This is a genomic window from Aquabacterium sp. (genome assembly GCF_049317225.1).
Taxonomy (GTDB): Bacteria; Pseudomonadota; Gammaproteobacteria; order Burkholderiales; family Burkholderiaceae_C; genus Aquabacterium.
The window spans coordinates 1-21,352 of record NZ_JBMOIR010000031.1; the positions used below are offsets into that span (position 1 = coordinate 1).

Sequence of the window (21,352 nt, forward strand, 5' to 3'; positions counted from 1 at the left end):
GCAGTTCGACGGCGCGCGCTGAACTGGTCAATTCCAACTCGACATCCCCCCCCCATAACGCCTGGCATTTTCAAGCAAATTGCGCAATGCGCGACGCAACAAGCGCTCATCGCCCAGGTATGGTTGGGATGGGAAACTCGGCAGGATCTCGACCTGCACGCTCACGCGAGCCGCCTCCTCCGTCGCCAATCCGATCAAGTCAACCGGACTGCATTGGATTTGGGCTTTTGCGTCCAAACGGCTGGCCAGCAAGACTTCTTCGACCAATGCATCCAGCTCACGGATGTCTTGATGAATTTCTTCTCGGATCTGTGTGGCACGCTCGGGTGGCATGTCAGCCATCAAAGACACGGCCATCTTGAGCCGCGCCAGAGGTGAGCGAAGTTCGTGGCTGGCGTTGGCCAGCAAACTGCGATTGGCGGTGATGAGATCTTCAATGCGCTGAGCGGCCTCATTGAAGCTGCGCGCCAATGCGGCCACTTCGTCACGCCCCTCCACGGCAACTCGATGCTGCAGCTGCCCCGTACCGAATCGCTCCACGCCCTGCCTCAATGCGGTCAACCGACGTGTGAGATGCGTTGCCACCGGCCACGCGCCAATCGCCACTGCGACAAACAGCAGCACCAGCGACAACACCAGAGCCGGCACGCCTTGGATCAACCATGGGGGCACCACGCCGACCAAAGGGTAGAGCCAAGGCGGTGGCACAGCCAAAGGTGATGGGCGACGGTCAGGCCTGAACGACGACGAGGCATCAGCGGGGGAGAGATCGGGGGGCGGGCCGCCATCACCGCGCCGTGGAGGCTCGCCCATCATGGGTGCACCTGGCCCCATCGGCCCATTCGGTCCACCAGGGCCATCAAACCCGCGATCAAAAGGTGTGGCGCCACGGTCTTTCAACACAGGCACCACCCGCAACATCACCCACAGCGTGCGGCCATCAGACAGCTTGACCTGCCGCAGCGCATCCATTGTTTCAGGATGCCGTTGAAGACGCTCTTGCAAGACCGGGGCCATTGCCAGGCGTTGCCCCTGTGGGTCGTCGAGCGCCATGGGCAAGCGCAAACGCTCCGCCCACATCAAGAAAGCCTGCGCTTGCTCAGCTCGGGGGGCCGTGACCGGGGGGAGGCTGTTTTCCAGCAACTCACCCCAAGCCGCCACACGCTCAGCCAAAGCAGTCTGTGAGTGAAACTGCGTGCGCTCGTGCTCCAGATTGCGCTGCGCCACCCAGCCGGTGATCAAGGCGAACACCAGCAACACCGCCACCACGGTGAGGTAAATGCGCAGCGCCAGCGTCTTCATGCAGCGTCGAGATCCGCGTCCTGCTTCTTGGCAAAGACGTAGCCAACCCCTCGAACCGTCAAAATGCGACGCGGCTCCTTGGGATCGGTTTCAATCGCTGCACGAATGCGCGAGATGTGAACGTCAATCGAACGATCAAACGCTTCCAGAGGGTGCCCCTTCAGCGAGTCCATGATCTGGTCGCGGCTGAGTACACGCCCAGGGTTTTGGGCCAACACGCACAACAAATCAAATTGGTAGGACGTGAGGTCACAAGGCTTGTTGTCCAGTCGGACCTGACGCAACCCGGTGTCAATTTCCAAACGGCCAAAGCGCCAGGTGTCCGTCTCTTCGGTCGTGACGCTGGTGCGCCGCAACAAGGCACGGATGCGCGCCAACAACTCACGCGGCTCGAAAGGTTTGGGTAAATAGTCGTCCGCCCCAACCTCCAGCCCAACAATACGGTCTGTGGGCTCGCCACGGGCACTCAACATCAGGAGCGGCAGCGCGCGCGTGCGTGGCGCCGCACGCAACTCTCGACACAGGTCCAGTCCATCCCCGTCAGGCAGCATCAAATCCAGCACCAAAGCGTCAAAGCTCTGGCGCGTCAGCAACTCACGGCCAGCAGCCAAGCTGGGGGCACAGGCCACCTGATAGCCGTGGCCTCTCAGGTAGTCCCCCACCATGGCGCTCAGGCGCAGGTCGTCGTCAATCAGCAGGATGTGCTCACTCATGTCAGACATTGTCGCGCGCTCCGGGCTTTTGTGCTCAACGACGTTCAGCTGGTGGGGTCTTGGAGGCCGAAGCGCCCTCCTCTCCGCCTTGCGGGGCTCGGTCTCGCATGCGCGCCAGACGCTCCTTCATGCGATCGTGATGCGTCTGCATCTGCTGTGCCAGCTTGCTGCGTTGCTCTGGTGTCAAGACGCGCGCCACATCCAGCATGGCTTGGGTCATCCGCTTGCTGATCTGGTCGTGGTGCGCCTGCATTTCAACGCGCAGTTTTTCAGCTGCACCTGCATCGATCTTGGGTTGCGTCCACAGACTCATGGCTCGCCGCTGGAAGTCGTCAGCCTGCTCGGGCTTGTGCAGCGCACGCAGATCATCACGTGCCTGATCCGCAATGGCGCGAATTTGCTTGCGTTGCTCGTCCGTCGCTTTGACATCATCGAGCATGCGCTCCAGCGCTCGTCCCCCCATCAGGGGCATCCCCATGGCGCCGCCATGTTCGGGCCCGTGCATGCAGGCACCGCCGTGCTCACGCATGGCGCGGAACTCACCGCGCTCGGCCGCGATCGCGCCAACGCTCAACACAACACTGGCGACACCCGCAGCAACCAGGGCGCCGACAACCCAAGGGCGACGCGCAACCTTGCTCACCCCAGCAGAAGACTTGCTTTCAAACATGGCATTTTCTCCATCATTGCAGCCGACACGCGTCGACTGAACATGCAGCCATGTTGGCGAGCCGGGGTAAACCGGCTGTGGACCCGGGGTAAAGATGTGTGAACCCACCCGGCCAGAACGCACGGATGGGTTCAATCCACGTCACTTGGCGATGCCACCCGGATAGCACAGCCCGCCCGTGATCTCGATCGTGGTGGCATTGAGCGCCTGGTTGGTGACGCAGTGCCCGATGAGATCGGCGATTTCCTGCGGCTCGATCAGGCGGTCAAGGTGAACATCTTTGAGAATGGCCTTCAACGCTTCCTGATTCATGCCGGTGAGCATGGGCGTGGCGGTGTAGCCCGGCGCAATGCCGACGCAACGAATGCCACGAATGCCACGCATCAGGAACTCGCCCACGATGATCTTGGGCATGAGCGCCACCGCCGACTTGGTCGAAGAGTAGTTCAACTGACCGATCTGACCAATCTTGTTCACCGACGAGATGGGGATGAGGATGCCCTCCCAGCCGCCGTTGACCATGGCCTCTGCCGCGTCGCGCAGGGTCAGGAAGGTGCCCGTCAGGTCCACATCAATGACTGACTGCCACTTGTCCATGGTGAGCTTTTTGGACACCTTGCCCGTCTCTTTGTCGAGCGACAGCATGGTGCCATCACGGATGATGCCGGCACAGGCCACGGCAATGTTGAGTTGCCCGAAAGCCGCGATGGTGGCCTGAATGAAGCGCGCCGTATCGGCTTCGCTGGTGACATTGGCCTGAATGCCAATGGCCTGTCCGCCCATGGCCTGAATGTCGGCCACCACACGGTCGATGTCCGCCTGACCCATGTCGACAATCGCAACCTTGGCTCCTTGCCGAACCAGGTGTTTGGCCACGGCCTCACCGATGCCTTTACCGCCGCCCGTGATGACGGCCACGCTGCCTTGAATGTTCATGATGCTGATCCTTCAAAAGGGGATGGATGCCGAAATCAGGTGGGCGAACAGGACGTGCTGTCCTTGTCCCAGTAAATGAAGTTGGGATGCCCCACGTTGGGCCCCACGATGCGCAGATCACCCACGGTCATGGGGTGCTGCACGTCGGGCCCCACGAGCTTGACACCAACGGGGTAAGCGGTCTGCACAAAGGCTTCGGCCAGGCAGCACGCATCGGCCGGCCCCTTCCAGGGGAACAGCCCAGCCCCGACGGTCACACGCCGCCCGCCCGACTCACATCGCAGAACATTCCATGACGACCCCACAGGTTGCAATTCGTAGCGGGTGTCGTTGTACACAAAGCTGATCATGGTCACACCTCCGCACGTCAGAGCTTGCGCAAGACCGAGACACAGTTGGTGACGGCCGAACCACCCACATTGAAGGTGACCCCGATGTCGGCCTTTTTAGCTGGGACACCGATGGGCTCACCGATCAGTTGTTTGTAGATCAGGGTGTGCATCGACGCCCCTGTGGCGCCCACCGGATGCCCCTTGGCCTTGAGTCCGCCCGACAGGTTGATGGCCACACGATCATCCCGCGTGAAACGGCCATCCAGGTAGTCAAAACCAGCACGACCATCGGCCGACAAGCCCAGCGCTTCGGTCGACAAAATCTGGTTGATGGTGAAGCAGTCGTGCAGTTCCACCAAGTCCACATCGGCCGCGGTGATGCCCGCCTCCTTGTACGCCTTGGCCACAGCATCCTTACCCGCCATCAGTTCGTACATATTGGGGCGCACGTTTTCAGGCAAACGCTCCACCGAGTGACCGATGCCGGCAATCTCCACCGCCCGAGCCTTGTTGCTGACATTGGCCGTTTGGGTGATCACCAAGGCCGCAGCGCCATCCGACACCAGCGAACAATCGTGCAAGCGCAGGGGCGCGGCAATCATCATGTTCTTGCTGCGACCACGCTCGTCCAGTTCGTTGAGCTTCATGATGTCGGCGACGGTTTGGGGACCATTGCGGACGTGGGCTAACGGGTTCTCGGCACCGTTGCGGTAGCCAAGCGCCCCGACGGTCCAGAGCATCTGCTCCAGCGTTTCGGTCGGGATGCCGTAGTGCGACTGGTAGCCCTTTGCGTACTCGGCAAACAGCATGGGGAAGGTCCACCCTTTGGATCCCTCGCTCGGCCAGTGCGAACAGCAGGCCAACACGTGGGTCATCTGCGGCGTGGGCAGCAGGTTCATTTTTTCCACACCGATGACCAGCACGTGTCGCGCACGCCCGGCCTCAATGGCGTAGATCGCGTCATAAAGCGCCACCGACGATGAAGCACAGGCGCACTCGCAACGCGTCATGGGTTTGAAGCGCAGCGCCGGGTCGATTTCTGCCGCAATGGGCGCCACATGCTCCTGGTTCACGAAGCCAGCCGGCGAACAAGAGCCCACATAGATGGCATCAATGTCCTTAGCCTCCAGCCCCGCATCGGCAATCGCGCCGCGACCCGCCTCAATCAGCAAGTCATAGTAGGTCTTGGTGTCGGTCATCAGACCGGACTGCTTGTCTTTGGTAACGAAGGCGCCAAATGCCGTGTTGTACGCCCCGATGATGCTGGCCTTGCTCATGCCTACCCCTTTGCTGGTGACGTGACCGCAACGTGCGGCCGTGCTGACAGCATGAGGCTACAGGAACACAAATTGATGACAAGTCAGTCAGATCAAACCTGAGCCAGTTGGGTGACGCGGTCGCATCTGGCGCATAGACTTGTCGGCCATGAAGTTCGCGCATGAATCGGCTCATCCGACAGCAGGCCCACGGGTCCTCGCCCTCTACCCTTGGAACCCATCCCCGCCAACCACCGGCGGCGAGCACGCGGTCTTTGATCTCTCCCAGGCGCTGGCCCGACACACCCCTTGCACCTTGGCCGTTATCGACGAAGCGGCCTCCACGCTGACGCAAGAAGACGTTTCGCCACAGATCACATTAGCAAAGTTGCCCGCGTCGGACTACAGGCGCAACAAGCTCAGCCGACTGAAAGCCCCATCGGGACTGCTCGACGACACCAGCCCGCTCAAGCGGTCCTTGCGACAAAGCACCTCCCGACAACTGCGTGCGGCACTTTCGGAGTTGGCCTTGCAACATGACGTCATCGTGTTCTGCTCGCCCTGGATGTGGCCCATCGCCCGACACGTCCCCGCCATCTTGAAGCGCCCGATCGTCTATGACGCCCAGAACGTCGAGGCCGAGATTGCGCTCCAGCAAACGCCTGCGCGCTGGCGCGCCAGGCTGTACCAATACATGACTGCGCGCATCGAAGCCTCTCTCTGCCGTGCTGCCGCACAGGTTTGGTGCTGCAGCGATCAGGATGCAGCCTGCTTCCGTGAGTTGCTACCACAGGCCGATCGTCAAAAAGTGCAGATCGGCTTCAAGGGGCGGAACCAATGTGAGCAACCGATTCAGGGCTTTCACCGCCGCACGCCATCAGCCGTCTTTGTGGGGTCCGCATGGGGCCCCAACATGGACGCCGCGCAGTACATCGCCACCACACTCGCACCGCAATTGCCGCAGTATCAATTCTGCATTGCTGGCAAGTGTGGCGAGCATCTTTCGGGCACGCTGCCCCCGAACGTCGCAGTGCTGGGCTACGTCGCAGATCTGGATGCGGAACTCCTGAAACACAGGGTCGCGCTCAACCCCATCACCAGTGGCTCCGGCATCAACATCAAGCTGTTGGACTACCTGGCGACAGGCACGCCCGTGATCAGCACGCCCTTTGGTGCCAGGGGGTTACCTGACGACATCCAACGCAGCGTGACTCAGTGCGCAGTTCACACCTTCGCACAAGAAGTAGCCCACCTTATGGAGGACGAGTCTCTGTGGACGACGCACAGCCAGCAACTGCTGAACGAATTCGCCCGGCACTTTGACTGGCACACCGTCAGCACACAAGCTTGGACACGAGTGCATCAAATTCAGCAAAGCCACCATGCTCGCCACCCATGAAGCCCCCCTGCTCACCGTCGTCTGTACGGTGTATCAAGCAGCATCGCGCATCACCCCGCTGCTGAGCAATCTGTCGGACCTGCTCACCACGCACCCCTGCATCGAGGTCATTGTGGTGGACGACGCTTCGCCGGACGGCTCACTTCAACGGCTGGAAGCATTTCAGGCAAGCCAGTCATTCGGGCATCGACTCCAGGTTCTGGGCAAAGCATCGAATCGAGGCGTCTCGGACTCTCGCAACATTGGCATCCACATGGCTTCGGGGCGGTACATCTGCTTCCTTGACGACGACGACAGGTACGACGTTGAAGCCATGTCCAAGCTACTCGCAGTCTTGTCAGGCTGTGCAGATGACCTGATTGCGATCAACGCCTGGGAGCACAACGGCACTGAGCGCAAGAAACTGCGTCACCCCACGATCAGGGCTCAAACTGGCTCACAGTACTTCGCGAGCAGCCTTCGCAACACGGGTGGACTCATGGTGCATGTGTGTCTGTATGCCTATCGCCGCGCATTCATCTTGCAGCACCAGTGGGAATTCAAAGTCGGGATCATTCATGAAGACTGCCTGTCCACCGTTCAAGCCATGATCGCCGCGCAACGGGTGAGTCAATTTGCAGAGCCCGTCTATCACTACATTCGGCGCCCCAACTCCATCACCACAGAGACCAACTCCGCGCACATGCAAAGACGAATTGACGGCATTCTGACTGTCGTGGAGTCGCTGTTTGACGAGTACGGAGGTGGAGAACGGTTCACGCAAACCTATCTGGCGCTGCGTCAGTGTCAGCTACTCCGGTATGCCCTGCGGATCGCTGCACCACTCATTGCCGGCGAAACGCGGACACGCTACCTGACCATTGTCCAGCAAATCAGTGCCCGGAACCCTTACATCAAGCCACTGAGGTACGTTCCACCGGGTCTGCTGCGCAACAAAGCCATGCGCACCTTTCGGAGTTTGTTCAAAGACATGAAGCGACTTGCGTAAAACAAAAAACCCGCTTGGCTTGCGCTAAGCGGGTTTGATGTGTTGGCGGAGAGGGAGGGATTCGAACCCTCGGTACGTTATTCACGTACGCCTGATTTCGAGTCAGGTACATTCAACCACTCTGCCACCTCTCCTAAACTGGTGCACCTGTGGTTAACGGTGTAGCCCACAAGTATAGCACCAGTTTTCAATATTTCACCGCCATCAGGCGATGTTGAGGACTTCTGCCCCGCCCAGATAAGGGCGCAGTGCTGCAGGAATGCGCACCGAGCCATCGGCCTGCTGGTGGTTTTCCAGCACGGCCACCAGGGCGCGCCCCACAGCCAGTCCCGAGCCATTCAGCGTGTGAACCAGTTCGGTCTTGCCGGCGGCATTGCGGAAGCGGGCCTGCATGCGGCGCGACTGGAAAGCTTCGCAGTTCGAGCAAGAACTGATCTCACGGTAGGCGTTCTGCGCAGGCAGCCACACTTCCAGGTCATAGGTCTTGGTGGCGCCAAAGCCCATGTCACCCGTGCACAGTGACATGACGCGATAAGGCAACTCCAGCTTCTGCAGGATCGCCTCGGCGTGGCCCACCATCTGCTCCAGCGCCTCGTAGCTTTGCTCGGGCGTGGTGACCTGAACCATTTCGACCTTGTCGAATTGGTGCTGGCGGATCATGCCGCGGGTGTCACGCCCGGCGCTGCCCGCTTCCGAACGGAAGCAAGGCGTGTGGCCCGTGAGCTTGATCGGCAACTGTTCCAGCGGAAGGATCGAATCGGCCACCGAGTTGGTCAGCGTGACCTCGGACGTGGGGATCAGGTACCACTTGCTGTCAGACGCTTCGCCGTCACCCGAGGTGACGTGGAACAAGTCTTGTTCGAACTTGGGCAACTGCCCTGTGCCTTGCAAGGCCTTGGCTTGCACCAGATACGGTGTGTAGCATTCGGTGTAGCCATGTTCTTGCGTTTGCGTGTCGAGCATGAACTGCGCCAGCGCACGATGCAGACGGGCAATCGGGCCCTTCAGGAAGGTGAAGCGCGAACCCGAGAGCTTGGCGCCGGTTTCAAAGTCCAGCCCCAGCGGGGTACCCACATCGACGTGGTCTTTCACCTCGAAGGCGTAGGTGCCGGGGGTCCCCCAGCGACGCACTTCGACGTTACCCGACTCGTCCGAACCCACCGGCACGCTGTCGTGCGGCAGGTTGGGCACCGCCATCAGCATGGCTGCCATGTCGGCCTGGATGATCTCGAGGCGCTCGGCGCTGGCCTTCAGTTCGTCACCAATGCCACCGACTTGCGCCATCACCGCCGAAGCGTCTTCACCCTTGCCCTTGAGCATGCCGATCTGCTTGGACAGGCTGTTGCGCTGGGACTGCAACTCTTCCGTGCGAGTCTGAATGGTCTTGCGTTCCGCCTCCAGGGCGCGGAAACGAGCTTCGTCCAGGAAAGGCTGCGGGTTCTTGCGTTTGGCCAGTCGGGCCAGCACGCTGTCGAGGTCTTTACGCAGCAGGGCGATATCGAGCATGGTGAAGGGTTCTATTTAAAACAGGTTGCAAGCTTAGCGTGAGTTGAGCGCCATCCGACTCAAGATCCGTTGTGAGCGCCCGGCAATGGGCGATCCAGACCCGTGCCCCCCAGCCCCTTGGGCAGCGGAAAACGCACATGCTCTTCCACCCCTTGCATGCGTCGCACCGACACGGCACCCAGGTCACGCAAGCGCGCAATCACTTGCTGCACCAGCACGTCGGGCGCCGAAGCACCTGCTGTCAGGCCGACACGAGGACGCTGGTCGAACCAGGAGGGCTGCAAATCCCCCGGGCAATCGACCATGTAGGCGGGCGTCCCCAGACGCTCAGCCAGTTCACGCAAACGGTTGCTGTTGGAGCTGGTGGGGCTGCCCACCACCACGACCACATCCACCTGCGGCGCCATGAGCTTGACGGCATCCTGACGGTTTTGCGTGGCGTAGCAGATGTCCTGCTGCTTGGGTTCACGAATGTGCGGAAAACGAGCCTTGATCGCCGCCAGAATGCCGGCGGCGTCGTCCACCGACAAGGTGGTTTGTGTGACCACCGCCAGTTTCTCGGGGTTGTTCACCTGCACAAGGGCCACATCGTCGATGTCTTCGACCAGGTAGATGCCTTCAGACAACTGGCCCATGGTGCCTTCCACCTCGGGGTGTCCCTTGTGGCCGATCATCAAGAACTCATAGCCCTCGCGGCGCAACTTGGCCACCTCGATGTGCACCTTGGTCACGAGCGGGCAGGTGGCATCAAACACCTGGAAGCCGCGACGATCCGCCTCATGACGCACGGCCTGGCTCACACCGTGCGCACTGAAAATCAAGGTCGCGCCGGGTGGCACCTCGGCCAGATCTTCAATGAAGATGGCGCCTTTCACCTTGAGGTCGTTGACCACGTAGGTGTTGTGCACGATTTCGTGGCGCACATAGATGGGCGCGCCAAACTGGGCCAGCGCCCGCTCGACGATTTCAATGGCGCGGTCCACGCCTGCACAAAAACCGCGCGGCTCGGCCAGCAGAACGTCCTGAACTTGGGTCATGGGATGAATGGTTTTAAAGGACGCCGATCAGCTTGACCTCAAAGGTGCAAGGCTGCCCTGCCAAAGGATGGTTGAAGTCGAACACGAAAGACTGACCATCGGCGGCCACTTCGCGGATGACGCCAGCAAACGAGCCTTGTCCATCCGGGGTCGGAAAACGGACCACATCGCCCGCACGCCAGGTTTCGTCCTTGTCGCCCAGTTCATGCATCAGGGCGATGCCCACACGCTGCACCATCTCCGGGTTGTGAGGGCCAAACGCTTCGCCAGCGGGCAAGTCGATGGTGGTGTGTGTGCCTTCGGCCAGCCCCATCAGGCGCGCTTCGAGTGCAGGTGACAGCTCACCGCGGCCAATCGACAAGGTGGCTGGCTTGTCGTTGAACGTGTTCACCACGTCCGCCCCGTCCGGTCCAGCCAGTCGATAGTGGAGGGTCAGAAACGAGCCTGCGGCAACAGTGGGGACAGCGGTGGTCATGACGAAAGCCCCGCGCCAGGCACCGGGCATGAAGTGAACAAAACCGAGATTTTAGTTTTTTGCCGCCCGCTGCGCCCACATAACCCTGCCCGGCATGTGCGCGGGAGGGTGAGCTGCCCCTCGTGATGGGGGCATGACATCGCCCTTCAGGAGGATGAGCACGCGCCGCAGCGGTCCCGACAATCCTCCGCTTGACCGATGACTGCCCCACGCCCATCCCCATGAAAGACTTGCCTGTGGCCATGCGCCCCCGAGAAAAGCTGCTGACACACGGTGCCAGCGCCCTGGCCGACGCTGAACTTCTGGCCCTGCTGCTTCGCACCGGCATGAAGGGGCTGGGGGTGCTGCAACTGGCCGAGAAGGTGCTCACCGACTTGGGTGGCATCGGAGGGCTGTTGTCTGCCCAGCCCGCGCAGCTGCGACGGATGAAGGGCCTGGGCCCTGCCAAACAGGCCGAGTTGCTGGCCGTGATGGAAATGGCCCGCCGCAGCCTGTCGGGTGGACTGCGCACCGAACCCGTGTTTTCGTCGCCTCAACTGGTCAAAGACTATCTGCAGATGCGACTGGGCGCCTTGCCCCATGAGGTGTTTGCCGTGCTGTTCCTGGACGCACAGCACCGGCTGATTGCTTGCGAGGAGCTGTTTCGGGGCACCTTGACGCAAACCAGCGTCTACCCCCGTGAGGTCCTCAAGCGGGCGCTGGAACTCAATGCGGCCAGCCTCATCCTCGCCCACAACCACCCCTCCGGCTTGCTGGAACCCTCCCGGGCCGATGAACTGCTGACGCAGACCCTCAAGAGCAGTCTGGCATTGGTAGATATACGGGTGCTGGACCACATGGTCGTAGGGAGATGCGGCGCCGTGTCGTTTGCAGAGCGCGGGCTGCTCTGAAACAGGGCCGTTTGTGTTGTAGGCTTGCCGCCGTGAGCCGAGCCAACAAGTCACCCGCCAACACCCCCCTGCGCGACTTCGCCGACCTCAAGCGCGCATTGACCAAAGCTGCCAAGGAAGCGGCTGAACGTGCTGCGCAAGAACGCGCAGAGAAAGCACGCAAGGAAGCCGCCCAAGTCGATGGCGCGCTGTTCAAGCGCATGGTCGGTCAGGTACATGCGATCCCGGATACCGACCGTATCCACCACACGCCCAACCGCCCTCGCCCCGTGCCGGCACGCCGACAGGCTGACGAACAGGCCGTGTTGCGAGAATCCTTATCAGACGAGTTTGACGTCGAGAGCTTGCTGGAGACCGACGAGTCACTGTCATGGCGGCGACCTGAACTGGGCATTGACGTCGTCCGAAAGCTGCGGCGCGGTGTCTGGGCTCTGCAAGGTGAACTCGACCTGCATGGCCTGCGCACCGACGAGGCCCGTGATGCCTTGAGCCAGTTTCTGAGAGACGCACAAGTGCGCGGGTGGCGCTGCGTGCGCGTCGTACACGGCAAAGGCCTGGGCTCACCGGGGCGTCAGCCCGTACTCAAAGACAAGACCAAGCGCTGGCTGGTTCAAAGCGACCGCGTGCTGGCCTTTGTTCAGGCACGCGCGGACGAAGGCGGCGTCGGCGCTTTGGTCGTGTTGCTGAAGCCGGGAAAGACCGGAGGGGCGCCCTCCGTTTGAGGGCTAGCCAAAGGCTGCGGCTGCCCCTACAGTTGGATACACCTTGTATTCAATGCCAGCCATGTTGCCCCCCTCCTTCTTCCAACGCCTGATCTGTGCCGCCCTGCTGATGGCAGCGCTGCCTGTGGCGCAGGCGGCCAATGGCATTGTGACCGATGCCTCCGGCTCCTATGAAGAAGTACGGTTTTATACCCCTGGCACCGCCGACATTCCCACCCAAACCGGCACCGTGCTGTACTCCAGCGACCTGTGTACGGGCACCAATGTCTGCGCCAGCGGTTTGCAGTTCACCTCGCAATACGCTGGCACCTTTGCGGCCTACGGTTTCGATGCTGCAGCAGCCGACAGCCTGACGTCGCAATCGCTGCTCACCGCACGCCAGGGTCTGGGCGTATTGGGGCAGACCAGCACCGGCACACTCGGCACGGACACGGCTGTGGACGCGCAGGAGTACCTCACCTTTGCGTTTTCATCCAAGGCCACCGTGATCGGATTCCAGTTGTTCGACGTGAATGGCCAGACCTTGGCCAGCACGCAAGCCGTACACGTGATCGTGGACGAAATGGACTACACACTGCCCGGCGGCAGCCTGACCCAAGCCATGACAGGCAAATCGTTCACCTTGGTAGGCGGCAACACGTCGTACTACGTGGGCGCAGTGCGCCTGGCCACAGCCGTCCCCGAAAACAGCACCGCTGCACTGATGGGCGCGGGACTGGTCGGCTTGGGTGCGGCGGCACGCCGCCGTCGCACGCCAGGCTGAAACCGCATCAAATGTCGTTGCGGTTGCGCATCCAGTCGGCCGTCTGCATGAAGGCCTGATCCAGCCGCACTTTCAGGGTAGCCGGCACATTCACCTCGATCATGGCTTGCGACATGCAGTTGACCCATTGGTCACGCTCTTTGATGCCGATCGAGAACGGCAGATGACGGGCCCGCAGACGCGGATGCCCGAACCGCTCGATGTACAGATTGGGGCCACCCAACCAACCACTGAGGAACCAGAACAGCTTGTCGCGAGCATCGTCCAGCGTGGCGCCATGGGCTGCACGCAACTCGGTGTACTCGGGCTCCAGATCCATCAGATCGTAAAAGCGGTCCACCAGTTCGCGCACGCGCGCGTCACCACCCAGCAAAGCATAGGCGGTAACGGCTTGATCGGTTGTGTCTTCGGTCGCTTCGGTCATGGTGCGGCACTGTAGCGCACCTGCCAAGACCTTGTCAGCGCACGCGCATCACGCCCTGGAGAGCAGACGGGTGGCAATTTGCACCACGCCCTGTGCTGCGGGGCTGCCCGGATGCAGTTCCAACAGGAGTTGACGCTTGCGAACGGCCTCGCGCACGCTGGTGTCCAGCGGGATGTCGCCCAAGAAGTTCAAACGTGGTGCCGAGCCGTTGGCCCCCACCACAAAACGTTCCACCACCTGCTGCAGTTGTTGGCAAATGGTGCGGCCATCGCCTTGGCGAGCCACCTGATTGACCACCAGATTGAGGCTTTCGCGCGCTTGCTGGGCAGACAGCACCTTGATGGTGGCGTAAGCATCGGTCATGGAGGTGGGCTCAGGGGTGGCCACCACGACCACTTCGTGCGCCATAGACACGGCGTACAGCACCACGTCGGAAATACCCGCACCGGTGTCGATCAGCACCACGTCAAAACGTGGCTTGACCTGCTCAAAAATCGTGAACAGCTGATCGCGCACTTCAGGCGTCAGGCGGGAATACTCGACCAGACCGGAACCGGCCAGCAGCACGGAAAACCCGCCGGGTGCCGGCAAGATGGCCTCTTCCAGTTGCGCCTTGCCGGTGAACACATCGTGCAGCGTGATCTTGGGATACAAGTTCAGCACCACGTCCAGATTGGCCAGACCCAAATCGGCGTCCAGCACCAACACCTTCAGGCCTTGACGGCTCAAGGCCGCAGCCAGGTTGGCACTGAAAAAGGTCTTGCCCACGCCGCCCTTGCCGCTGGTGATGGCCACCGTGCGAGCAAGACGGGCGGATGCTGGAGAGGTTGTGGAGTCGGAAACAGACATAGGCGCCATCATGGGGTGTTATTCGGCACAAACTCGCCAAAACCTGAGTCCGAATTCGAATCGGATTGACCAACTCCCGCGAAAAGCAGGCTTTTTTCTTCCGCGCTCACGACCGTCAGCGGCGGCATGTCCAGGCAGGCGCGATTTCGCCCTTCCGACTTGGCGCGATACAACTGCTGATCCGCTCGCTCGGACCACAAGGCCGGCGACGAACGCACCCATTGCGGGGCAAAAGCACCGCCAATGCTGACCGTGACAGTGATTTGCTGCCCGCCGATCACTGCCACAGGCGTAGCGGCGACCCGCTGGCGAATCCGCTCTGCCACGGTTTGTCCGAAAACATGGGGGCAGTTTGGCAAAATGATGGCGAATTCCTCACCACCAATGCGTGCAACCAGGTCCATCGGGCGCACGCATTCCTGCAACACGGACGCGACAGAGCGAATGACCACGTCACCGGCAGCATGCCCGAACGAGTCGTTGATGCGCTTGAAGTGGTCGATGTCGGCCACCAGCAGCAAGGCGGGCTCGCCAATGCGGGCCACGCGGTCCAGTTCGCGGGCAATCGCCGCCTCAAACTGACGTCGATTGGCCAAGCCCGTCAACGCATCGCGGCTGGACAGATCACACAGTCCGTCCACAATCCATTGCAGCCAGGGCGCGCTGTCCGGCACCAGATCCGTGGGCACCACCCATCCGGCCTGCTCCAACAGACTGAGCGCTTTTTCGAGGCGCAGGCCACAGGGCCCGACCAGGTCGGACGCGTCGCCAGCGAGGGTCAAAGTGGTGGACGAGATGGCAATGCTCCAGGCAAAAGAAGCGAGTTGGTTACAAGTCTAGCAGTGCAGAACGGCCCCATTCGCCGATATGCAGGACTTTCCCTAGGCAAATCGCAACATTGGGTTATTACGGTCACAGGCAGGCTCAAGGTCTTCAGACAAACGACCGATAAGCTGAATGTGCCACCCGGTTTTGGGCGGTATCGCTACGGGTTTCCCGCACACGCACAGATTGCACCTCGTCATGAATACAGCTGTGGCCGATCGCGAATTTGAATTCCACGCCCGAGACTTTGCTCGAGTGCGTGCGCTCATTTATGAGCGCGCGGGCATCAGCCTTCACGAAGGCAAGCAGGCCATGGTTTACAGCCGCCTGTCTCGACGCCTGCGCGAAACCTCGCACCTGTCGTTCGAGAGCTATCTCAAGTGGTTGGAAAACGGCTCCGGGCCTCAGGCTCAGCAGGAGTGGCAGGAATTCGTCAACTGCCTGACCACCAATCTGACCTCCTTCTTCCGCGAGGAGCACCACTTTCACGCTCTGGCAGATTGGCTCAAAGCGCGTGGTTCGCAACCCACCCGGATCTGGTGCTGTGCGGCCTCGACCGGCGAAGAGCCGTACTCACTGGCCATGACCGTCGTCGAGAGCCTGGGCTCACACGCCCCCGTCAAGATTATGGCCAGCGACATCGACACGAATGTGCTGGCCACGGCATCCCGTGCGGTCTATGACGCCAGCTCACGGGGTCTGACACCCCAGCGCTTGCATCGTTTCTTCCTGCGGGGCAAGGGCGCCAACGAAGGCAGCATCCGCGTGAAGCCGGAACTCACCAAGATGATCGAGTTCCGCCCCTTCAACCTGATGCAGCCTAGCTGGCAACTCGGCGAACCCTTCGATGTGGTCTTCTGCCGCAATGTGATGATTTATTTCGATGCACCCACACAGCGCAAGGTGCTAGAACATATCCATGCAGTGATGAAGCCCAAGGGTCTGCTGTTTGTAGGCCACTCTGAAAACTTCACCGAGTCACGTGACCTGTTCTTGCTCAAGGGCAAGACGGTCTATGACCGAGTTTGATCGCGGCGCCGCACAAGGATCTACTGATGATAAGCAGCACGTCCCCCATGGGTGCCAAGCCTGGTTCGCCGAACCTGGCGTCGGCCACCGCCGCACTGGCAAGCAGCCCTTCGCCCAAGACAGATCGGTTGATGCGCCTGAAATCGCGCATTGCCAAGCCTGGTGAAGCATCCTTCTTCTTCTACGACGCACATTTCAAGTCCGAGGCCGTCAAGATCTTGCCGGGCGAGTACTTCGTTTACAACGAAGACCTGTTGATCATGACCACCCTGGGCTCGTGCATTGCCGTGTGCCTGTGGGACCGCCAGGCCAAGGTGGGCGGCATGAATCACTTCATGCTGCCTGACAACGGTGGCGGCAGCAGCGACTCGGGCCGCTACGGCTCGTACGCCATGGAACTGCTGATCAACGAAATGATGAAGATGGGGGCGTCGCGCATGACCATGGAGGCCAAGGTCTTCGGCGGTGGTGCGGTGATCAGCGGCATGAACAGCATCAACGTGGGCGAACGCAATACGGCCTTCGTGATGGACTATCTGAAAACAGAACGCATCCCGGTGGTCTCCAAGGACGTCTTGGAAATCTACCCGCGCAAAGTGTGTTTCCTGCCTTTCAGCGGCAAAGCCATGGTCAAGCGCCTGGCCCCAACCAATCCGGACGCCATCGTTCAGCAGGAACGCATGGCAGCACAAAAAGTGGTCCCCGCAGCAACTGGCGGTGGCTCGATCGACCTGTTCTAACAGGCGGAGAACAATATGCCCAAAATTCGCGTGGTGGTGGTGGACGATTCGGCGCTGGTGCGCAGCATGCTGACCGAAATCATCAATCATCAACCCGACATGGAGTGCATCGGCGCCGCCAGCGACCCGCTCGTGGCGCGGGAGATGATTCGCAACCTCAATCCAGATGTCATCACGCTGGATGTGGAAATGCCCAAGATGGACGGCATCGACTTCTTGTCAAAGCTGATGCGACTGCGCCCCATGCCGGTGGTGATGGTGTCAACGCTGACCGAGCGTGGTGCCGAGGTCACCCTCAAGGCGCTGGAGTTGGGCGCCATCGATTTCGTGGCCAAACCCAAAATTGGCGTGGCGGATGGCCTGCGCCAGTTGTCGGATGACATCACGGACAAAATACGTGTGGCCTCGAAAGCCCGCATCCATCGCCTGCACGTGCCCGGCGCCCCGGCGCCCGCCACCAGCACGGTCAGCAGCGCCCGCACAACCAATCCGGCAACGTCGAGTGCATCCGCTGCGGCAGCCCCCGCCCGCCCCTTGCAGACCGGGGCCTACAGCCTGGGCCGCCTGTCCACCGAAAAGATCATTTTCATTGGCGCGTCCACCGGTGGCACCGAGGCCACCAAGGAAGTGCTGATGACCCTGCCCGCTGACGCCCCGGCCGTGGTCATCACCCAGCACATGCCGCCGGGCTTCACCCGCAACTACGCTGCACGCCTTAACGGCCTGTGCAAGATCAGCGTCAACGAAGCGAGTGATGGAGAGCGGATTCTGCCGGGCCACGCCTACATTGCGCCGGGCGGCATGCACTTGAGCGTGGAGCGCTCGGGCGCCAACTACATTGCCCGGGTGCAGGACGGGGACCCGGTCAACCGCCACAAGCCCAGTGTGGAAGTGCTGTTCAAGTCGGCCGCACGGGTGGTGGGCCCGAACGCAATCGGCATCATGCTGACGGGCATGGGTGCGGATGGTGCCAGAGCCATGCGCGAAATGCACGATGCCGGCGCCTACTGCGTGGCACAAGACGAGGCCACCTGCGTGGTGTTCGGCATGCCACGTGAGGCCATCGCTGCCGGGGCGGTGGATGAAGTGCTCCCACTGGGCAAGATCAGCCAGCACGTTCTGGATCACCTGCGCGCCACGGTCGGTCAAGCGCTCAGCCGCGTCTGACGCAGGCCAAGGGCGGCCTTCGTTTTCAAGGACGCCCGACGAACAACATCACCGTCGAACCAACCTGCGGGCTGTTGACCACAGCCAAGTAAACCGGCCCCAAGGCGGTGTCAGCCCCCAGGTACAAGCTCATCCCGGTCTTCTTTCCACCGTGCATGAGGTCACGGGCACGCTCCCAGGCATTGCCCACCTCTCCGCTGGTACCGAGGTACAGGCCTCGGGTCAAGGGCATGTCCGCCAGGCGCACACGGTAGTCCAGCCTCAGCAGTCCCACTTGCGGCCCACTGATCTGGTACGGCGAATAGCCCGACAGTTGCTGGAAGCCGCCAAGGCCAAAGCGTGGCACGCTGGGCTGCGCCCCTTCGGACAAGCCCACACGGCCATACACCTCCAGGGTATGCCGCCCCCACGAGCGCACCCCCTGAGCCTGCATTTCAAAGGTCTTGATGAACCCATTGGGCGTGTCACTGCCCCCCCTGGGTTCGCTGTGCCCCACGAAATACTGGCCATCCACCCGCCACCCGGATGTCGGGAAGTAGGCGTGATCCATCTGGTCAAACACGGCTTTGAGGCGCCATCCTCGCTCGTGCCATTTCTCGGTCAGGTTCTCGCCGCCCCGATACAGTCGATAGTCGGGCGTGGCCAAAGAGGGCGCATCACTGCGGCTTTGCTCCTGATAGCCTAGGCGCAACTCCCCGAATTCCCGCCAATTGAAGCCCGCATCCAGCATCAAGCCCATGTCGCTGCGCTTGACCCGGGCATCCTCGGCCGAGGATGAGTTGCGGTAGTAGTCGAAGGTCTGCACCTTGGTCACGGCCGATGCGGCCACGAACCCGCTCAAACCATCCGGCAATTGCCAGCTCATCGGGCGGTACAACTCCGTTCCAAACAACGGCGATGAGCCCAAGCGGACGATGTTGCGCCACTCGCTGCCCGCAGCATCCAGCCAATGGCGGTTGTGTACCAATTTCAGGTTGAACGCACTGCGCCCCCGGTTGTCGGCACTGAAGTCCAACCCCATCTGCAGGTAGTTGGGCCCCCAGGGCTTGTCTTCCAGATCAAAAACCAGCCCTTGCCCGCCGCCCGGCGTACGGACCAGGCGATAGTCGGTGCGCATGTAGTCCCCTGACGCAGCCAACAGATTGATGTCGCGCTCGGCATCGGTCACGCTGAACACCTTGCCCGGCTGGCTTTGCAACATGTCCGCACGCATTTCAGGGTGCGTGCCATCCGAGCCCTCAAAGCGCACAAACTCCAGATTGGGTGGCTCAGGTTGTCGCTGTTGGCGGCGCTTTTTCCATGCCGCGTAGGCTTCGGGGCTCAACTTCAGATCCTGCATCCGCAGCACCATGACTTCGGCCTGCAACTCCCCCAGCGCCATGAACTCGCGGGCGCGGTTGAAATCGGCAGAGCTCAAGCCCTCCAGCGTCGGCGCGATCAACACATCTTCCGGCCTCAAAGTCTTGAGGCTTTGCTGAACGTTTTGCTCCGTCAGGATGTTGATCATCTGCGCCGTGACGCCAGTGAGCGTGGCCAAGGTGTCTCGCTTGCTCAGCGGTGTCCCGATGTTGACCACGATCAGCCGCTCGGCACCCATGGCACGCGCCACATCGACCGGCGTGTTGTTGACCAAGCCCCCATCGCCCAGGATGCGCCCATCGACCTCAATGGGCGCAAAAATACCCGGCACCGACATGCTGGAACGCAAGGCGGTGGCGAGGTCCCCATCTTTCAGAATGACGGCCTGCCCACTTTCCATGTCGGTGGCCACTGCCCTGAACGGCGTGGGAAGCTGGTCAAAGCTTTGCACCTGATTGGCAGACAGGGTCAGCCGGCGCAAATGCGACTCCAGAATGCGGCTGGACAAAGAGCCCAGCGGCGCCTTGACACCGTCTGCACCAATCCCCACCTCGATCAGCGGTGAGACCTCGAAATCCTGCTCCTTGCGGCGCTGGGACAGCTCTCGCCTCTCGACCCGGCTGGCAAACACATTGTCCCAATCCAGCTTTTCAACCTCGCGTTCGACCTCTTTGGCCGACAGACCGCTTGCATACAGGCCGCCGACGATGGCGCCCATGGAGGTACCCGCAATGACGTCCACCGGGATGCGCTCGCGCTCCAGCACCTTGAGCACCCCAACGTGGGCCAAGCCGCGGGCACCGCCGCCCGACAACACCAAGCCGATCCGGGGGCGGGGCAAATCCTGTCCCTGCGCCGGTAGCATGCAGGCTGCCAACAGTGCCAGGCCAGCCCACCAACGACAGGACAAACTGGCGGTGAGACGGCGGCCACAGCGAAAAAACGGGGCTAGGTCAAGAGGTGACATGGTCAAACATTGTGCCGCGTCAAACTTTCACTCGGGGGCAAATGTGCCCTCGCGCGAATTTGATTCAAATCAGAACCCCAGGGGGTAATCAGGAGTTTCATAGCAGCAGAACGCACTATGGAGATGCAAACATGCACGCACTGATGGATTTCCTGACAACAGACTATGGCCTGATGAGCTTGGGCGTGATCGCCTTCATCTTTGTCATGGGTGGCTACATCGGCTGGTTTGTCAAGAAGCATGTGGCTGAAGACACCGCCGCACACGACAAGCTGGTTCGCGAAGGCCGCGCATAAGCACTGCGCACATTGCGCTCAAGAGGCTGCCATCAGGCAGCCTTTTTTATTGCTTAGCCAGCATGTGCGCATAAAAAAAGGACCGCATCGCTGCGGTCCTTTTTCATGGCTTGAGTGGGTCCCAAGCGGCTGGCATTACATGCCCATGCCGCCCATGCCACCCATGCCGCCCATGTCAGGCATGCCACCGGCTGGCGCATCGTCCTTCGGAGCTTCAGCAACCATGCACTCGGTGGTCAGCATCAGCGAAGCCACGGAAGCGGCGTTTTGCAGAGCCGTACGGGTCACCTTCGTGGGATCCAGGATACCCATTTCGATCATGTCGCCATAGGTGTCGTTGGCAGCATTGAAGCCGTAGTTGCCTTTGCCGGCCAACACCGCGTTGACGACCACTGAAGGCTCGCCACCGGCGTTGTAGACGATTTCGCGCAAAGGAGACTCGACCGCTTTCAACACCAGCTTGATGCCAGCTTCTTGGTCAGCGTTGTCACCTTTGATGGTGCCAGCGTTTTGACGAGCGCGCAGCAATGCCACACCACCGCCAGCCACAATGCCTTCTTCCACAGCAGCGCGGGTAGCGTGCAATGCGTCTTCAACACGGGCTTTCTTTTCTTTCATTTCGACTTCGGTGGCAGCGCCAACCTTGATCACGGCAACACCGCCAGCCAACTTGGCCACGCGCTCTTGCAGTTTTTCACGGTCGTAGT

The 21,352-nt window shown here is 61.1% G+C and carries 23 protein-coding genes and 1 tRNA gene; 9 read left to right on the plus strand and 15 right to left on the minus strand.

The genetic code is table 11. The annotated features are described in order from the left end of the window. Window positions 1–27: 27 nt before the first annotated feature. The 6 genes from ACOYNB_RS13720 to ACOYNB_RS13745 all read right to left on the minus strand — a co-directional run bounded on the left by ACOYNB_RS13720 (window position 28) and on the right by ACOYNB_RS13745 (window position 5,230). Window positions 28–1,302: a sensor histidine kinase gene (locus ACOYNB_RS13720; protein WP_422839566.1), complete on the minus strand. Its 1,275-nt coding sequence runs from the start codon at window positions 1,300–1,302 to the stop codon at window positions 28–30. Next, entirely contained in the window at window positions 1,299–2,015 is a 717-nt protein-coding gene (locus tag ACOYNB_RS13725; RefSeq protein ID WP_422839567.1) for a winged helix-turn-helix domain-containing protein, read from the minus strand. The genes ACOYNB_RS13720 and ACOYNB_RS13725 overlap by 4 nt, the downstream gene beginning before the upstream one ends. A 34-nt stretch (window positions 2,016–2,049) precedes the next feature. Beyond that, window positions 2,050–2,685: a Spy/CpxP family protein refolding chaperone gene (locus ACOYNB_RS13730; protein WP_422839568.1), complete on the minus strand. Its 636-nt coding sequence runs from the start codon at window positions 2,683–2,685 to the stop codon at window positions 2,050–2,052. A 141-nt stretch (window positions 2,686–2,826) separates the two neighbouring features. Continuing rightward, complete coding sequence (locus tag ACOYNB_RS13735) at window positions 2,827–3,621, minus strand: SDR family NAD(P)-dependent oxidoreductase (protein ID WP_422839569.1); 795 nt, start codon at window positions 3,619–3,621, stop codon at window positions 2,827–2,829. 35 nt (window positions 3,622–3,656) lie between these two features. Beyond that, on the minus strand, window positions 3,657–3,971 hold the full coding sequence (locus tag ACOYNB_RS13740; RefSeq protein ID WP_422839570.1) for a hypothetical protein: 315 nt from the start codon (window positions 3,969–3,971) through the stop codon (window positions 3,657–3,659). A gap of 17 nt (window positions 3,972–3,988) precedes the next feature. Further along, window positions 3,989–5,230, minus strand: a complete 1,242-nt coding sequence (locus tag ACOYNB_RS13745; RefSeq protein WP_422839571.1) for a thiolase C-terminal domain-containing protein — start codon at window positions 5,228–5,230, stop codon at window positions 3,989–3,991. A 148-nt stretch (window positions 5,231–5,378) separates the two neighbouring features. Between ACOYNB_RS13745 and ACOYNB_RS13750 the strand changes: the two genes are divergently transcribed. Both ACOYNB_RS13750 and ACOYNB_RS13755 read left to right on the plus strand, forming a co-directional pair. Further along, the gene (locus ACOYNB_RS13750; RefSeq protein ID WP_422839572.1) at window positions 5,379–6,608 is read left to right on the plus strand and encodes a glycosyltransferase; all 1,230 of its coding nucleotides are present in this window, start codon (window positions 5,379–5,381) and stop codon (window positions 6,606–6,608) included. Beyond that, window positions 6,592–7,596, plus strand: a complete 1,005-nt coding sequence (locus tag ACOYNB_RS13755; RefSeq protein WP_422839573.1) for a glycosyltransferase family 2 protein — start codon at window positions 6,592–6,594, stop codon at window positions 7,594–7,596. Before ACOYNB_RS13750 ends, ACOYNB_RS13755 begins: the two co-directional genes overlap by 17 nt. Before the next feature lie 43 nt (window positions 7,597–7,639). On the opposite strand, the gene ACOYNB_RS13760 is transcribed toward ACOYNB_RS13755, so the two are convergent. The 4 genes from ACOYNB_RS13760 to ACOYNB_RS13775 form a co-directional block, all read right to left on the minus strand. Next, a tRNA-Ser gene (locus ACOYNB_RS13760) sits at window positions 7,640–7,730 on the minus strand. A 70-nt stretch (window positions 7,731–7,800) separates the two neighbouring features. Next, window positions 7,801–9,102: a serine--tRNA ligase gene (gene serS, locus ACOYNB_RS13765; RefSeq protein WP_422839574.1), complete on the minus strand. Its 1,302-nt coding sequence runs from the start codon at window positions 9,100–9,102 to the stop codon at window positions 7,801–7,803. Between the two features lie 59 nt (window positions 9,103–9,161). Further along, the gene (gene ispH / locus ACOYNB_RS13770; protein ID WP_422839575.1) at window positions 9,162–10,139 is read right to left on the minus strand and encodes a 4-hydroxy-3-methylbut-2-enyl diphosphate reductase; all 978 of its coding nucleotides are present in this window, start codon (window positions 10,137–10,139) and stop codon (window positions 9,162–9,164) included. A gap of 13 nt (window positions 10,140–10,152) precedes the next feature. Further along, a complete protein-coding gene (locus ACOYNB_RS13775) occupies window positions 10,153–10,614 on the minus strand; it encodes an FKBP-type peptidyl-prolyl cis-trans isomerase (RefSeq protein WP_422839576.1) in 462 nt (153 codons plus the stop codon). A 215-nt stretch (window positions 10,615–10,829) separates the two neighbouring features. Between ACOYNB_RS13775 and radC the strand changes: the two genes are divergently transcribed. The 3 genes from radC (at window position 10,830) to ACOYNB_RS13790 (ending at window position 12,989) form a co-directional block, all read left to right on the plus strand. Continuing rightward, complete coding sequence (radC, locus tag ACOYNB_RS13780) at window positions 10,830–11,504, plus strand: RadC family protein (RefSeq protein WP_422839586.1); 675 nt, start codon at window positions 10,830–10,832, stop codon at window positions 11,502–11,504. A gap of 32 nt (window positions 11,505–11,536) precedes the next feature. Further along, a complete protein-coding gene (locus ACOYNB_RS13785; protein WP_422839577.1) occupies window positions 11,537–12,226 on the plus strand; it encodes a Smr/MutS family protein in 690 nt (229 codons plus the stop codon). 61 nt (window positions 12,227–12,287) lie between these two features. Beyond that, entirely contained in the window at window positions 12,288–12,989 is a 702-nt protein-coding gene (locus ACOYNB_RS13790; RefSeq protein ID WP_422839578.1) for a hypothetical protein, read from the plus strand. A gap of 7 nt (window positions 12,990–12,996) precedes the next feature. Here the strand turns inward: ACOYNB_RS13790 and ACOYNB_RS13795 are convergent, their stop codons facing one another. From ACOYNB_RS13795 to ACOYNB_RS13805, 3 genes are read right to left on the minus strand one after another with little or no spacing between them, the layout of a single operon-like run. After that, complete coding sequence (locus tag ACOYNB_RS13795; RefSeq protein WP_422839579.1) at window positions 12,997–13,413, minus strand: group II truncated hemoglobin; 417 nt, start codon at window positions 13,411–13,413, stop codon at window positions 12,997–12,999. Window positions 13,414–13,461: 48 nt separating this feature from the next. Beyond that, entirely contained in the window at window positions 13,462–14,262 is an 801-nt protein-coding gene (locus ACOYNB_RS13800; protein ID WP_374256884.1) for a MinD/ParA family protein, read from the minus strand. Between the two features lie 8 nt (window positions 14,263–14,270). Beyond that, window positions 14,271–15,044 carry a GGDEF domain-containing protein gene (locus ACOYNB_RS13805; RefSeq protein ID WP_422839580.1) on the minus strand — a complete coding sequence of 258 codons (774 nt, stop codon included), beginning with the start codon at window positions 15,042–15,044 and terminating at the stop codon, window positions 14,271–14,273. Window positions 15,045–15,285: 241 nt separating this feature from the next. On the opposite strand from ACOYNB_RS13805, the gene ACOYNB_RS13810 reads away from it, so the two are divergent. Genes ACOYNB_RS13810 through ACOYNB_RS13820 form a run of 3 tightly spaced genes read left to right on the plus strand, consistent with a single transcriptional unit; the run spans window position 15,286 to window position 18,023 of the window. Beyond that, on the plus strand, window positions 15,286–16,116 hold the full coding sequence (locus tag ACOYNB_RS13810) for a CheR family methyltransferase (protein WP_422839581.1): 831 nt from the start codon (window positions 15,286–15,288) through the stop codon (window positions 16,114–16,116). A gap of 26 nt (window positions 16,117–16,142) precedes the next feature. After that, complete coding sequence (gene cheD / locus ACOYNB_RS13815; protein WP_420817873.1) at window positions 16,143–16,856, plus strand: chemoreceptor glutamine deamidase CheD; 714 nt, start codon at window positions 16,143–16,145, stop codon at window positions 16,854–16,856. A 15-nt stretch (window positions 16,857–16,871) separates the two neighbouring features. Next, window positions 16,872–18,023, plus strand: a complete 1,152-nt coding sequence (locus ACOYNB_RS13820; protein ID WP_422839582.1) for a protein-glutamate methylesterase/protein-glutamine glutaminase — start codon at window positions 16,872–16,874, stop codon at window positions 18,021–18,023. A gap of 25 nt (window positions 18,024–18,048) precedes the next feature. Here the strand turns inward: ACOYNB_RS13820 and ACOYNB_RS13825 are convergent, their stop codons facing one another. Next, complete coding sequence (locus tag ACOYNB_RS13825; protein ID WP_422839583.1) at window positions 18,049–20,223, minus strand: patatin-like phospholipase family protein; 2,175 nt, start codon at window positions 20,221–20,223, stop codon at window positions 18,049–18,051. A 257-nt stretch (window positions 20,224–20,480) separates the two neighbouring features. Between ACOYNB_RS13825 and ACOYNB_RS13830 the strand changes: the two genes are divergently transcribed. Continuing rightward, complete coding sequence (locus tag ACOYNB_RS13830; RefSeq protein WP_422839584.1) at window positions 20,481–20,645, plus strand: DUF3149 domain-containing protein; 165 nt, start codon at window positions 20,481–20,483, stop codon at window positions 20,643–20,645. A 135-nt stretch (window positions 20,646–20,780) separates the two neighbouring features. Here the strand turns inward: ACOYNB_RS13830 and ACOYNB_RS13835 are convergent. Then, window positions 20,781–21,352 (minus strand): TCP-1/cpn60 chaperonin family protein (locus ACOYNB_RS13835; RefSeq protein ID WP_422839585.1); only part of this gene is annotated, 572 nt, incomplete at its 5' end.